This is a genomic window from Mesorhizobium vachelliae (assembly GCF_033977325.1).
Classification (GTDB): domain Bacteria; phylum Pseudomonadota; class Alphaproteobacteria; order Rhizobiales; family Rhizobiaceae; genus Mesorhizobium; species Mesorhizobium vachelliae.
This window is the reverse complement of record NZ_JAVIIR010000017.1, coordinates 1-12,658: the sequence shown is the minus strand read 5'-3', so window position 1 is coordinate 12,658 and position 12,658 is coordinate 1. Positions and strand designations below refer to the sequence as shown.

At 64.0% G+C, this 12,658-nt stretch carries 11 protein-coding genes and 1 pseudogene; 2 read left to right on the top strand and 10 right to left on the bottom strand.

Features of this window, described 5'->3' with window-relative positions:
* Nucleotides 1-2: 2 nt before the first annotated feature.
* The 5 genes from RFM41_RS28055 to RFM41_RS28035 are packed head-to-tail and all read right to left on the bottom strand — an operon-like array spanning nucleotide 3 to nucleotide 4,906.
* A complete protein-coding gene (locus RFM41_RS28055) occupies nucleotides 3-932 on the bottom strand; it encodes a LysR family transcriptional regulator (RefSeq protein ID WP_320252642.1) in 930 nt (309 codons plus the stop codon).
* Nucleotides 933-980: 48 nt separating this feature from the next.
* A complete protein-coding gene (locus RFM41_RS28050) occupies nucleotides 981-2,471 on the bottom strand; it encodes an aldehyde dehydrogenase (RefSeq protein WP_320252641.1) in 1,491 nt (496 codons plus the stop codon).
* A gap of 22 nt (nucleotides 2,472-2,493) precedes the next feature.
* Nucleotides 2,494-3,168: a DUF1028 domain-containing protein gene (locus tag RFM41_RS28045; RefSeq protein WP_320252640.1), complete on the bottom strand. Its 675-nt coding sequence runs from the start codon at nucleotides 3,166-3,168 to the stop codon at nucleotides 2,494-2,496.
* Nucleotides 3,169-3,174: 6 nt separating this feature from the next.
* Nucleotides 3,175-3,591: a RidA family protein gene (locus RFM41_RS28040; protein WP_041007797.1), complete on the bottom strand. Its 417-nt coding sequence runs from the start codon at nucleotides 3,589-3,591 to the stop codon at nucleotides 3,175-3,177.
* Nucleotides 3,592-3,631: 40 nt separating this feature from the next.
* Nucleotides 3,632-4,906 carry a flavin-containing monooxygenase gene (locus RFM41_RS28035; RefSeq protein WP_320252639.1) on the bottom strand — a complete coding sequence of 425 codons (1,275 nt, stop codon included), beginning with the start codon at nucleotides 4,904-4,906 and terminating at the stop codon, nucleotides 3,632-3,634.
* Between the two features lie 303 nt (nucleotides 4,907-5,209).
* On the opposite strand from RFM41_RS28035, the gene RFM41_RS28030 reads away from it, so the two are divergent.
* Nucleotides 5,210-6,841: an amidohydrolase gene (locus tag RFM41_RS28030; protein WP_320252638.1), complete on the top strand. Its 1,632-nt coding sequence runs from the start codon at nucleotides 5,210-5,212 to the stop codon at nucleotides 6,839-6,841.
* 20 nt (nucleotides 6,842-6,861) lie between these two features.
* Nucleotides 6,862-8,481, top strand: coding sequence for a GMC family oxidoreductase (locus tag RFM41_RS28025; RefSeq protein ID WP_320252637.1), 1,620 nt, complete (start codon nucleotides 6,862-6,864; stop codon nucleotides 8,479-8,481).
* A 76-nt stretch (nucleotides 8,482-8,557) separates the two neighbouring features.
* Here the strand turns inward: RFM41_RS28025 and RFM41_RS28020 are convergent, their stop codons facing one another.
* The 5 genes and pseudogenes from RFM41_RS28020 to RFM41_RS28000 form a co-directional block, all read right to left on the bottom strand.
* The gene (locus RFM41_RS28020) at nucleotides 8,558-9,358 is read right to left on the bottom strand and encodes an ABC transporter ATP-binding protein (protein ID WP_430691568.1); all 801 of its coding nucleotides are present in this window, start codon (nucleotides 9,356-9,358) and stop codon (nucleotides 8,558-8,560) included.
* A gap of 80 nt (nucleotides 9,359-9,438) precedes the next feature.
* Nucleotides 9,439-10,242: an ABC transporter permease gene (locus RFM41_RS28015; protein ID WP_320252636.1), complete on the bottom strand. Its 804-nt coding sequence runs from the start codon at nucleotides 10,240-10,242 to the stop codon at nucleotides 9,439-9,441.
* Nucleotides 10,243-10,331: 89 nt separating this feature from the next.
* Complete coding sequence (locus RFM41_RS28010) at nucleotides 10,332-11,315, bottom strand: ABC transporter substrate-binding protein (RefSeq protein ID WP_320252635.1); 984 nt, start codon at nucleotides 11,313-11,315, stop codon at nucleotides 10,332-10,334.
* 483 nt (nucleotides 11,316-11,798) lie between these two features.
* Nucleotides 11,799-12,368: an S-(hydroxymethyl)glutathione synthase gene (gene gfa / locus RFM41_RS28005; RefSeq protein ID WP_320319317.1), complete on the bottom strand. Its 570-nt coding sequence runs from the start codon at nucleotides 12,366-12,368 to the stop codon at nucleotides 11,799-11,801.
* Nucleotides 12,369-12,511: 143 nt separating this feature from the next.
* Nucleotides 12,512-12,658 (bottom strand): annotated as a pseudogene (locus tag RFM41_RS28000) (S-(hydroxymethyl)glutathione dehydrogenase); the annotation flags it as partial.

Here is a 12,658-nt window from a genome sequence, read left to right as displayed (position 1 = left end):
TCTTATTTGACGATGCGTTCGGTGCCGAAGACGCCTTGCTCGACAACGAAGCGTCGGCAATGGTCGATGAAGGCCTGCACCGTGAGTGTGCGGTGCTCGGCGTTCGGCAGCGCAATTCCCATGGTCAGCGGTCTGATATCTCCCAACAGGGGCACGAAGACCAGCAGCTTGCCGTCGGGTGACATCGTGTTGAGCGGCCGCATATTGGCGATACCGTAGCCGAAACCGTTGGCGACCATCGAGCGCATCACGGCGATGTCGCCGGTGCGCTCGGCGATCCTGGGCCGCAGCCCCTGGAAAGCCGAGAGAAAATATTCGCGGCTGTAGGGCAGATCGAGCAGCACCATCGGCTCGTCGACCAGTTCCTCCGGCGTGATGCTCGCCCTCGCCGCCAGGCGATGCGCGGCCGGCAGCATCACATAGGCCGGCAGTTGCATCAGCGGCTCGAACGTCATGTCCTGCGACAATTCGAGGTCGTAGGTGAGTGCTGCGTCTATTTCGCCACGCTGCAGCATTTCGAACAATTGCCCCTGGTTGCGCTCGAACTGCCTGACGCGCACATCCGGATAGGCGTCCTCGAATTTCCGGCGCAGCGCCGGCAGCACGATCTGCGCGAAAGTGAGCAGGCAGCCGACCGCCAGCGGCCCGCGTACCTTCTCCGCGATATCGCCGGCAATGTCGTGCAGCGCATCCGCGTCGTTGAGCAGCCGCGCGGCTTCCTTGAGGAACAGGCGCCCGCCCGCCGTCAGCGCAAGCGCGTGCGAGTGCTTACGCACGAAGAGCTGGACGCCGAATTCCGCTTCGAGCTGGGCGATCGAGGCCGAGATCGACGGTGGCGATACATTCACCTGCTCGGCGGCCTTGGCAATAGAGCCTGCCTCGCCGACGGCGACGAAGTACTCGAGCTGTCTGAGCGTGAAGCGAAGCGGCATCGTTCTATGTTGCCGGTTTGCACCTTGTGATCAAGTCGCGGCCGCTCCTCAGTACTTGATCCAGGTGGTTTTCAGCGCGGTGTATTTGTCGAGCGCGTGCAGCGACAGGTCGCGCCCGAAGCCGGACTGCTTGAAGCCGCCGAAGGGCGTCATCGGGCTCAGCGCGTCGACGGTGTTCACGGAAACCGTGCCAACGCGCAGTCTTTCCGCGATGCGGTGGGCCCGCGACAGGCTGTCGGTCCAAAGCGATGCCGCCAGGCCGTAGACGCTGTCATTGGCAATGCGGATTGCCTCCTCTTCGCTGTCGAAGGCAATGACCGACAGCACCGGGCCGAAGATCTCGTCGCGGGCAAGCGGATCCTCGGGCGAGACCTCGTCGAAGATTGTCGGCTGCACGAAGCTGCCGCGCCCGTCGACCGCAACCTGGGCCCCGCCCGCCACCAGCCGGGCTGACTTCCGGCCGCCATCGATGAAACGCATGACATTCGCGGCATGTCGCGCGTCCACCATCGCGCCCATCCTCGATGCCGGGTCGAGAGGGTCGCCGGGTTGCGTCGCCACCGCGCGCTCCGTCAGCCTCTCGACCAGCGCGTCCTTGATGCCGCGTTCCACCAGAAGCCGGGAATTGGCCGAGCAGACCTGTCCCTGATTGAAGAAGATGCCGAAGGCTGCCATGTCGGCGGCCGCATCCAGGTCGCCGCAATCCGCGAACACCAGATTGGGGCTTTTTCCCCCGGTCTCCAGCCAGACCTGCTTCATGTTCGACTGGCCGGAATATTGCAGGAACAGCTTGCCGACGGCGGTCGACCCGGTGAAGGCGAGGCAATCGACATCCATATGGCGGCCAAGTGCCTGGCCGGCGGTCTCGCCGAGGCCGGGCACCACATTGAGCACGCCGGCGGGCAGCCCCGCCTCCATGGCGAGCTCCGCCAGCCTGAGCGCCGAGAACGGCGATTGCTCGGCCGGCTTCAACACCACCGAATTTCCCGCCGCCAGAGCGGGCGCGCATTTCCACGTCGCCATGTCGAGCGGGAAATTCCATGGCACGACGGCGCCGACGACTCCGAGCGGCTCGCGTCGCACCAAGGCAAGATCGCCTGGACCCGTCGGCGCCACCTCGTCATAGACCTTGTCGATCGCCTCGGCGTACCACTGGAAGATCGCCGCCGAGCCCGGCACGTCTATGGTGGCGGCGTCCTTGACCAGCTTGCCCATGTCGAGCGATTCCAGCAGCGCCAGCTCCGGCAGGTTCTCGCGCAGCAGCTGCACGAGCCGCAGCAGCACCTCTTTGCGATGCTGAGGGCTCGTCCGCGACCAGACGCCGGCTTCAAAACTGCGCCGCGCCGCGGCGACGGCCAGATCGACGTCCTCTTCGCCGCAGGAGGCGACCTCGGCGAGCGTCGCTCCCGTGGCCGGATTGATGCTGGCGAACGTCCGGCCGGAGCGCGCCGGCACCGGCTTGCCATCGATGAACGCCTTGTCGCGGAAGCGGATCGCGGACGCCTTGCCGACCCACTCCTCGTGGCTGAGTTCGCTCATGCTCGCTCCAGAACTGGTCGGACTATTCGTCACCGGGAACGCCGTAGCTCGGCGCGTCGGACGGATTGAGGGCGCGGGTGACATAGGCATCAAGCTGGGGCTTGTAGATCTCCCATAGCCCTGCCAGCTGCTCGATCGGACAGTCCTCGGTCCAGTCGCAGCGCAGGTCGGCGACGGGCCAGGACACATCGCGCACCAGCTTCATGCCGGCGGACCGGACCGGGCCTGCCTCGCCGCCTGCTTTGAGAGCGGCGCGCATCGTGGCGATCAACCGGTCGCCGAGATGGCCTTCGGAAGCAAGGAAAGCGTCGACCATGGCCTGCGGGATGCCGTCATTCGCGAGCAGGTTGCCGCCGCAGGCAACATCCTCGCCGCGCGCCTCGGCCCAGACGCCGAGCGCTTTCGGTCCCGAATGGATTGCGCTGCCGCCCGCGGCGTCGACCGCCAGCACCTGACGGTATTCGCTGAAGGCGGCCGTGCGCTTGATGATCGCGACCGCCTCGGCGGCGGAGGCGCCGCGCGCCATCAGTTCCAAGGCCCGTGGCCCGAGCGTCGGGTCCGTGACGTTCTGGCTGGCGACCGCGCCGACGCCTGCCTGCGCATAAGCGCAGCGCGCCGCGACCGCGGGAGACGATGAGGACACCGCCACGCCAAACATGCCTGTGCGCCTGCAGCGCGCGACGATGGAGAAGGTCATGGCGCTTCAGTCCGGAATGACGGCTGTGCCGTCGATCTCGACCAGCCAATCCGGCCGCGCCAGGGCCGACACGACCAGGCCGGTCGAAACCGGATGCACGCCCTTGATGTATTCGCCCATCGTCCGGTAGACGGCTTCGCGGTGGCGGACGTCGGTGATGTAGACGACCACCTTGACCAGATGCTCCATCGTGCCGCCGCACTCCTCGATGAGCTGCCTGATGTTCTGCATGACCTTGTGGGTCTGCTCGACCGGATCGTGGCTGTCGATGTTCTTCGCCGTGTCGAGATCCTGCGGGCACTGCCCGCGCAGATAGACGGTCCGGCCGCCACGCGTGACGACCGCGTGGCAGAGATCGTTGTCGAGCTTCTGCTCGGGATAGGTGTCCTTGGTGTTGAACTTGCGAATTCGCGTATGCGCCATCTTGGTCTCCATGAGATCGGGCTTGCAGCGTCGGCTTTGGTCAGGCGTCCACCGGCTCGCGCTTGGCGGCGGCATGGTAAGCCAGGTATTTGCGCTGCGTCGAAATACGGTCGGCAACGTGCTTGGCATCATGCCAGACGCCCCAGATGAAGCTCGACCCCCTGCGCGACTGCCAGGGCAGCCCAAGGAAATAGATCCCCGGCTCGACCGAGACGCCGCGCTGATGCCTTGGCCGGCCCTTCTCGTCGAAGGCGTCGACCTTCAGCCAGCTGTAATCGACGGCGAAGCCCGTCGACCAGATGATCGCTGTTATCCCGGCCTCGGCGAGATCGAGCTCGCTGATCGGATTGGTCACGCAGTCCGGGTCCGGGCCAATTTTGCGGAGCGCGGGCTCTTCCGGAAGGTCGAGACCGTTGCGGGCGACATAGGCGTCGGCCTCGTCCAGCAGCGACATCAGATTGGCGTCGCCACGGGCAATGTTCTTCGCAAGGTCCGGCGCGAAGCTCATCACGCCGTCCTGGTATGTCTTTGTCATGCCGACGAGCGTAAGCCCCTGCGCGGCCAGGCGGCGGAAATCGATCGTCTCGCCGCCGCGCGCACCGCTCACCGCGATCGTGACATGTTCGGTGCCGGGTCCTGGCGTCTCCAAGTCCCATTTGCCGAGAACGCCCAGCCACCAGCAGAAGTCGCGGCCGCGATAGGCGCGCGGCGGGCGGTCGTGCGGACCGACCGAGAGGTAGACGCGCCTGCCTGAGCGCTGAAGTTCATCCGCGATCTGCACGCCCGAGGACCCTGCCCCGACCACCAGCACCGCGCCCTTCGGCAACTGCGCCGGATTGCGGTAGGCGCTGGAGTGGATCTGCAGGATGCCGGCATCGGCGGGAACGAGAGGCGGGATGACGGGAACCTGGAAAGGCCCGGTCGCGGCAACGATGCTGTTGGCCTCGATCACGCCGTCCGACGTTTCGACGCGAAATCCCGGACGGCCGACATTCCTTTGCACCAGCTTGACCTCGACGCCGCAGCGGATCGGCGCGTTGATCTGCTTTGCGTAGGCGACGAAATAGTCGGCGACCTCCTCCTTGGAAGGAAAGCCGTCCGGGCCCGTCACGGGAAACTCCATGCCCGGAAACCGGTCATGCCAGGCCGGACCGTTGGCGACCAGCGAGTCCCACCGCTGCGAGCGCCAGCGCTCGGCGATCCGGCCACGCTCGAGGACGAGATGAGGCACCCCGCATTTACTGAGATGCTCGCTCATGGCCACCCCCGCCTGGCCGCCGCCGACGACGAGCGTGTCTACCTTCTCAACCGACATATCCACGTCTCTTCCGATGGGGCTTTCGCCGCTGCGATGGAGGTCCGGTTTGCTTTTAGTGACGGGCTGGCGGAGCGAAAATTATGATTTCATGTGTCAGTGCTTAGCTTATCCCTAAACGCTGGGGCGGGATCGCCGAGGGCGCCAAATTCGAGCGGTCCAGATCGGCAGGACGACCTCTGGCACCACCGAGAAAAGCTTAGGCGGACCCTAAGCACGGGTGCTGGAAAAAGTAATTCTTGCGCCTTGGATTTGGTGGTTCCCTGCGTCACCTGGATCAGAGCGACGATCGCTGGGAGTGAGATGGCGCGAGAGACCCTTTACGCAAACGGCGCGCTATACACTGTTGATGCGGCGAACCCCGTTGCCGAGGCGATGCTGGTTCGCGGCGAACGTGTCGTGGCTGTCGGCTCCTGGTCCTCGGTCAGGGCGCAAGCATCCAAAGACGCCGAAATCATCGATCTCCAAGGCCGGTTCGCCATGCCGGCCTTCATCGACTCCCACCTCCATTTCGCCTGGGGAAGCAAATACCTCGATGAGGTACGGTTGCGGGAAGCAAAGACGTTCGGCGATGTCCTCGATCGATTGAAGGCCTACGCGCAGGCACATCCCGACCGCGCATGGATCGTGGGCAGCGAATTCAGCTACGGCTACCCCGATCTTCCCGAAGGCGGCTTCCACAAATCGCTTCTTGATCAAGTCGTTGCCGATCGCCCCGTTTTCTTCCGTTCCGGCATGGCGCATGCCGCTTGGGTGAACAGCAAGGCGCTGGAACTTGCCGGCATCATCCGGGACACGCCCGATCCCGCAGGTGGCGAGATCGTGAGGGATGAAAGCGGTGAGCCGACCGGGTGGCTGAAGGAGAAAGCGTGGTCCACGTTTGAAGCGCTGGTCCCCCAATCCTCGCAATCCGATCTGCGATCGGCGCTGCTCTCCGCCATCAAGGAAGCGAACCGTCTGGGACTGTCGCGGGTCCAAAGCGCGGGAATGGATGACGAAGCGGTCCCCCTGCTGGCTGAGATATTCGCCAACGGTGAGCTGAGCCTGCGCTTCACGCTTTCGAGCATTGTAAATCCGGATTCGAACCTCGACGAGGTGATTGCGCGCGTCTCCGGATGGAGGGGTGCCCTCGACCCTGACTCTCTCGACGGGCGCGTCATCAAATTCTTCCTGGATGGCGTGCTGGAATCCCACACCGGCTTCATGCCTCAGGGCTATGCCGACAAACCAGGCGAAACCGGAACATGCCTGTGGACGGCAACCGCCTATAACGCGGCCGTCAGCCGCGCGCAGCGGGAAGGCTTTCAGGTCTGGACGCATGCGATCGGAACGGGTGCCATCGAAATGGCGCTCGACGCCTATGCCGCGGACGGGGAGCGCTCGCGGCAGCGCCGGCCGCGGGTAGAGCATTGCGAAATACCCACCGCGCGCGACATCGAACGTTTTGCCGAGATAGGAGCGATAGCCAGCTTCCAGCCCGCCATGATCTATCCACGCGACCAGTGGCTCGGAATGGAAGGGCTTTGGGAAGTGCGTGTCGGCTCCGCATCCCTGCCGCGGGCCTTTCCCGTCCGCTCCATCCTTGAGGCCGCGGGCGCCGTCGCCTTCGGAACCGATTGGCCCATCGTCGACCTCAATCCGCTCATTGGCATTCGCAATGCCGTGCTGCGCCAGAGCCGGGACCACCAGCCGGAAGACGGCTGGGTCCCGCAGCAGCGGATCACCGTCGCGGAGGCGCTCCATGCCTATACGCTTGGGGCAGCCTTTGCCGGCCACCGGGAAAATGACGAGGGCAGTCTGGCGGCGGGGAAGCTCGCCGACTTCATCGTCCTTTCGGATGATCCGCTGCGCGTCGAGCCGGACAGGATCGCGGACATCAGAGTGCTGCATACGATCGTCGGCGGCAAACCGGTCTGGGAAGAACGAGCGGCTTGAGACCGCGTCTTGGGGGTTGCATGGAAGCGGCGGAATTCGACTACATCATCGTCGGCGCGGGTTCGGCCGGTTGCGTGATCGCCAATCGGCTGAGCGCCGATCCATCGGTCAAAGTGTGCCTGATCGAGGCCGGCGGCAGCGACAATAGCCTGCGGGTCAAGGTGCCGGCGGGCATCCTCTCGCTCTACGGCAACCCGAACTACGACTATTGCTTCACCGGCGTGCCGCAGCCTCAGCTCAACAACCGCAGGATTCCGGTCAACCGCGGCAAGGCGCTCGGCGGATCGAGCTCGATCAATTCGATGGTCTACATTCGCGGCACCGCCGAGGATTATGACGAGTGGGCCGGGCTCGGCTGCGCCGGCTGGGCTTACAGCGACGTGCTGCCGGTGTTCAAGAAACTGGAGCGCAATCTGCTCGGCCAGGACCCACGCTACCATGGCACCGACGGCGAGTTGCTGGTCGACAATCCGCGCGATCCGAACGTGCTTTCCGGCATGTTCGTCAAGGCCGGCAGGAACGCCGGCCTGCCTGCCAACATGGACTTCAATGCCGAAAGCCAGTTCGGCCTTGGCATCTACAACGTCACGCAAGACAGGGGCCAGCGCTTCAGCAGCTTCAGCGCCTTCATGCGCCCGGTGCTCGACCGGAAGAACCTGACGCTGCTCAGCCAATGCGAGGTGATCGACCTCGTCATTGCCGAGGGCCGCGCCAAAGGTATGCGCGTGCGGCATGACGGCCAGCAGAAGACGCTCACCGCAAACCGCGAGATCGTGCTCTCGGCCGGCGCTATCAACTCGCCCAAGATCCTGATGACGTCCGGCATCGGGCCGGCAGACGAGCTCAAGCAGATCGGCATCGCGCCGGTCCTCGACCTGCCGGGCGTCGGCAAGAACCTGCAGGACCATGTCGACGGCATGATCACCGTGCGCTCCAGGAGCACCAGGACGCTCGGCCTATCGCTCGCCAACCTGCCGCGCATGGCGGCGGCGCCCTTCCAGTATTTCGCGCGCCGCAAGGGCATGCTCACCACCAACTATGTCGAAGCCGGCGGCTTTGCGAAGACCAGGCACGCGAACGGCCTTCCCGACATTCAGTTCCATTTCGTGCCGGGCTATCGCAGCCATCGCGGCAGGCTGATCGAATACGGCCATGGCTACGCCATTCACACCTGCGTGCTCCGGCCGAAAAGCGTGGGCGAAATCCGTTTGTCGCGCGACAGTTCCCGCCGCGACGTCCTGATCGACCATCGCTTCTTCACGCATGAAGATGACGCCATGGTGCTGGTGGAAGGCATCAAGATCGCGCGCCGGATCTTTGCCTCGTCCGAGCTCGACGCGGTGCGCGGCAAGGAGATGCTGCCGGGCAAGGATGTCCGCAGCGACGACGAGATCCTGGCCTATCTGCGCGCCGAGGCGCTGACCGTCTATCACCCGGTCGGAACCTGCAAGATGGGAACGGATGACATGGCTGTCGTCGATCCGGCGACGCTCAAGGTGCGCGGCGTGAAAGGGCTCCGGGTCGCCGATGCCTCGGTCATGCCGAAGCTGATCGGAGGCAACACCAACGCGCCGAGCATGATGATCGGCCAGAAGGCTTCGGAGATGATCCTCGGGTCGGCGCATCGCGGGCAAAGGTAGGGATCCCTCCACCCTTCGACGTTTGGGCAGTTCAGCGTTTGCACGCGGAACTGTCCTCAACTATTTGAGATTGCTCTCAGTGATCCTCGTCGATCTCGTCGTGCAAAAGGCCGAGGATGCGGCGCTTGAGCGCGATGAAGTCGGGCTCGAGAATCACGTCCATCGAGCGCGGCCGGGGAATGTCGACCTTGATCTCGGCCTTGATCTTGCCGGGCCGCGCCGTCATCACCAGGACGCGATCGCCCAGAACCAGCGCCTCGTCGATGTCGTGTGTGACGAAAAGCACCGTCTTCTGCTGCCGCTCCCATACGCGCAGGAGCAGCTTCTGCATGGTGCCGCGCGTCTGGCTGTCGAGAGCTCCGAACGGCTCGTCCATCAACAGGACGGCCGGGTCGTTGGCGAGCGCGCGCGCGATCGCCACGCGCTGCTTCATGCCGCCTGAGAGCTGCGCGGGATAGTGGTCGGCGAAGGGCGCAAGGCCGACCTCGTTGAGATACTGGTCGACGATCTGCCTGCGCTGCTCCGCGGGCAGCCCCTTGCGCTTCGGCCCGTATTCGATGTTGGCGCGCACCGTGAGCCAGGGGAACAAGGTATAGCTCTGGAACACCATGCCCCTGTCGGGGCCGGGCTCGATCACCTCCCTGCCGTCGACCTTGATGACGCCCGAGGTCGCGTCGTTGAGGCCGGCGGCGAGATAGAGCAGGCTGGATTTGCCGCATCCCGAAGGGCCGACGATGACGCAGAATTCGTTCTTGGCCACCTTCAGCGACACATCGTCCAGCGCCAGCACGCCATTGGCGTCGCCATAGCGCAGTGTCACGTCCTCGATGGCCATCGTGGTCCCGGCGGCATGCGCATCGACATTGGCGGAGGCCATGCCGGCCAAATTGTTCGCCTTGACGGTTTCGGTCATCACTACCCTTGATCCGGCTGCGGTTTGCGAGGATGCGTTCAAGATCAAGGTGCCCATGGCGCGACCCTTGCCCGGAGAATGCGGAATGCCGTGTCGGTGATCAGGCCCAGAAGCCCGATCGCGGCGATCGCCATGAAGATCACGTCGACCTGGAAGCCGCGCATCGCCTTGAGGCTGATATAGCCTAGGCCGCTCGATGCGGCGACAAGCTCGGCCACGACCAGATAGGTCCAGGCCCAGCCCATGGTGACGCGAAGCGTGTCGAGGATCGCGGGAAGCGCGGCCGGAAAGATGACGTGCCACACGGCTTCGCTGCGCTTGGTTCCCAAAGTGTAGGAGGCGTTGACCAGATCCCTGGAGACGCCGCGCGCGCAGTCGGAAATCATCACCAGCTGCTGGAAGAACGTGCCGAAGAAGATGACCGCTATGCGCTGCTCGATGCCGATGCCGATCCACAGGATGAACAGCGGCACGAAGGAGGTCACGGGCAGATAGCGGATGAAGTTGACCAGCGGTTCAAGCGGCGCCTGCACGGCACGGTAAGTGCCCATCCACAGCCCCAGCGGCACCGCGATCACGGATGACACGATGAAGCCCAGGATCACCACCTTGGCGCTGGTGAAAGTGTGGTAGAAAAGGCTGCCGTCGAGCGACATGCGGTAGGTCGTATCGAGCACGGTTCCGGGCGTCGGCAGGAACATGTTCGGCACGACGCGGCCATAGGACAGCAACGCCCAGCCGCCGATCACGGCCACCCACATCGCAAGCGCGAGCGTGGTTGCCGTGCCGGCGGGGATGTTGGCGAATGGGGTCGTCAGGCGTGTCCACGCCGTCCGCCTCTGTGCCATAAGATGGCCTCCGTAGATCTGAACGCGAAAACCTGGCTTCGAGAAAACGGGACCGGCCCGAATAGGCCGATCCCGGCGGTCCCGAAGGCTCACTGTTCCTTGATGAAATCGGTGTCGAGGATGGTCTTCGAGTCGATCGTCATCTTGAGCTTGCCGGCCTTGCCCCAGATGTCCTGCGCGAAGTTCACCAGGTCGGCCGCTTCGCTCTTCTGAGGCGTGCCGAAGAAGTCCAGGTTGCGGGCGCGGTCGTAGTAGCGCACGCCCTTGGCGCCGGCCGCGAAATCCTCTGGCTTCTCGAGATAGCCGCCAATGCCCTTGGCCATGATCTCATAGGCCTTGTCGGGGTTGGTCTTGATGTAGTCGACCGCCTTGTAATAGCCCTTGATGAGAGCTTTCACATCCTCGGGATGCTTCTCGATCAGGTCGCATTTGAGCGCGATCACATCGACGATCAGGCCGGGCGTGGTCGTGGAATCGATCAGCACCTTGCCCTTGCCGCCCTTGCGGACTTCGGTGAGGTGCGGCTCCCAGGTCACCGCGGCGGGAACCTGGCCGGCGATGAAGGCGGTTGCCGCGTCATCGGCGGTCATGTTGGTGATGGTGACGTCGTCCTCCGTCAGGCCTTCCTTTTTCAGGAGCACGTTGAACCAGAATTCGGAAATGGAGCCCTCGTTCAAGGCCACCTGCTGGCCCTTCAGGTCCTTGAGCGACTTGACGTCGGGCTGCGTGACGACGCCGTCGCCGCCATGGCTGTCGTCAAGCGCCACCACATATTTGAAGCAGAGCTCGTCGGAGCGGTACTTCATCAGCTCGTCGACGGTGGAGGCGGCGCCGTCGAGGTCGCCGCCGGCGACCGCTGCCATGTAGAGCGCTGATTCCTCTATGATCTTCAGGTCGACATCGACGCCGGCTTCCTTGAAGTAGCCGAGGTCACGGGCAAGAAACAGCGGCCCGTAGCCCACCCAGGTGGTCATGCCGAGGCGGATGGCGCCGGCATTGGCGGGAGCGGCAAGCCCCAGGCCCAGCAGGCCTGCGCCGACCGCCGTCATCAGGCAATTTCGGAATGTCTTCATTGTCGTGGTTCCCCATGGCTGTTGCCGGCATCGGTCCATTCAAATGGCCTGAGCCAAGCGGTGTTTTTGGCAGCCGCTCTCTTGTTATGCGTCGCCTCCCAGGCGGGCCTAGCGTGTTCTAGGCCTGCAGGAGAGCATCCGGGCCGGATCGCAAAAAGAAGTCTTTTTCTGTCTTTTGCTTCGCTGAAACCGAAGCAGCGGGTTGAGCTTGGCTAATGAGCTTGGACAGACGGCGCCGAGCGACTGCAGCTCCGGTGGCGCCGGCAGATGCGTCAATGACCGTGAGCGGCCTGCTGGCCAAAAGGGATTCTTGTAGGGTGATTACCCAATCGAAGTCGTTTTCGGGCCACCGGGAAAATCAACGGCGGCGCCAAGATGAATGGCAAATTCAGATGTTTCGAGGAGCAAGCGAGGGATGCGGCCTCATCGGCCGCATCCCGGAGATTTTCGGCGCAAGCCGCGCCCTCGGCGCGGCAAGGCGACCTAGGCGGCCAAGGCTCCCGACTTCTTCGCCGTCCAGGTGGCGATATAGTCCATCAGGCCGGGGCTGAGGCAGTCATAGGGCTCGAGCCCGATCGACTTCAGCTGGCCGCGAATGCCGGCCATGCGGTTCGGATCGACGCCGGATTCGATGATCGAGGAGACGAAGGCGGCAAAGCCCGGCGGCGACCAGCCGTCCTCCTCGAAGCGCTCGGGATGGATGAAGGACAGGCCCTTGAAGGGATGGTCGCGCTCGACCGGGCCGTACATGTGGACGCCACAGCCGGTGCAGGCATGGCGCTGGATCAGCGCCGAAGGATCGACCACCTTGAGCTTGTCGCCGTTCTCGGTGACGGTGACATCGCCGGTGCCGGCAACGGCCACGACCGAGAAGATCGCGCCTTCCGGCTTCCAGCACTTGGTGCAGCCGCAGGCATGGTTGTGGGCGATCTGGCCCTTGACCTTCACCTTCACCGGCTTGCTGGTGCACAGGCAAACCAGCGTGCCGCCGGCAAAGCTCGCGCTTTCCTTGGGCAAGCCGTTGTCGATCGAGTGATGCAGTTTCTCGGCCATTTACACTTCCTCCTGTTTGACCACCAGGCTCGCGGGCGTCCGGCCTGCGACCCGGTGGCTTTCCTCACCAGTGGGTTTGCTCTGTCTCTCTGTTCTTGCGCGATTCCGGACGGAAAATCGCGCACACTTTTCCTGGAATTGCTTCAGTAAACCACGACGCTCCTGATCGACTTGCCCTCATGCATGAGGTCAAAGCCCTTGTTGATGTCCTCGAGCTTCAGCGTGTGGGTGATCATCGGGTCGATCTGGATCTTCTTTTCCATGTACCAGTCGACGATCCTGGGCACGTC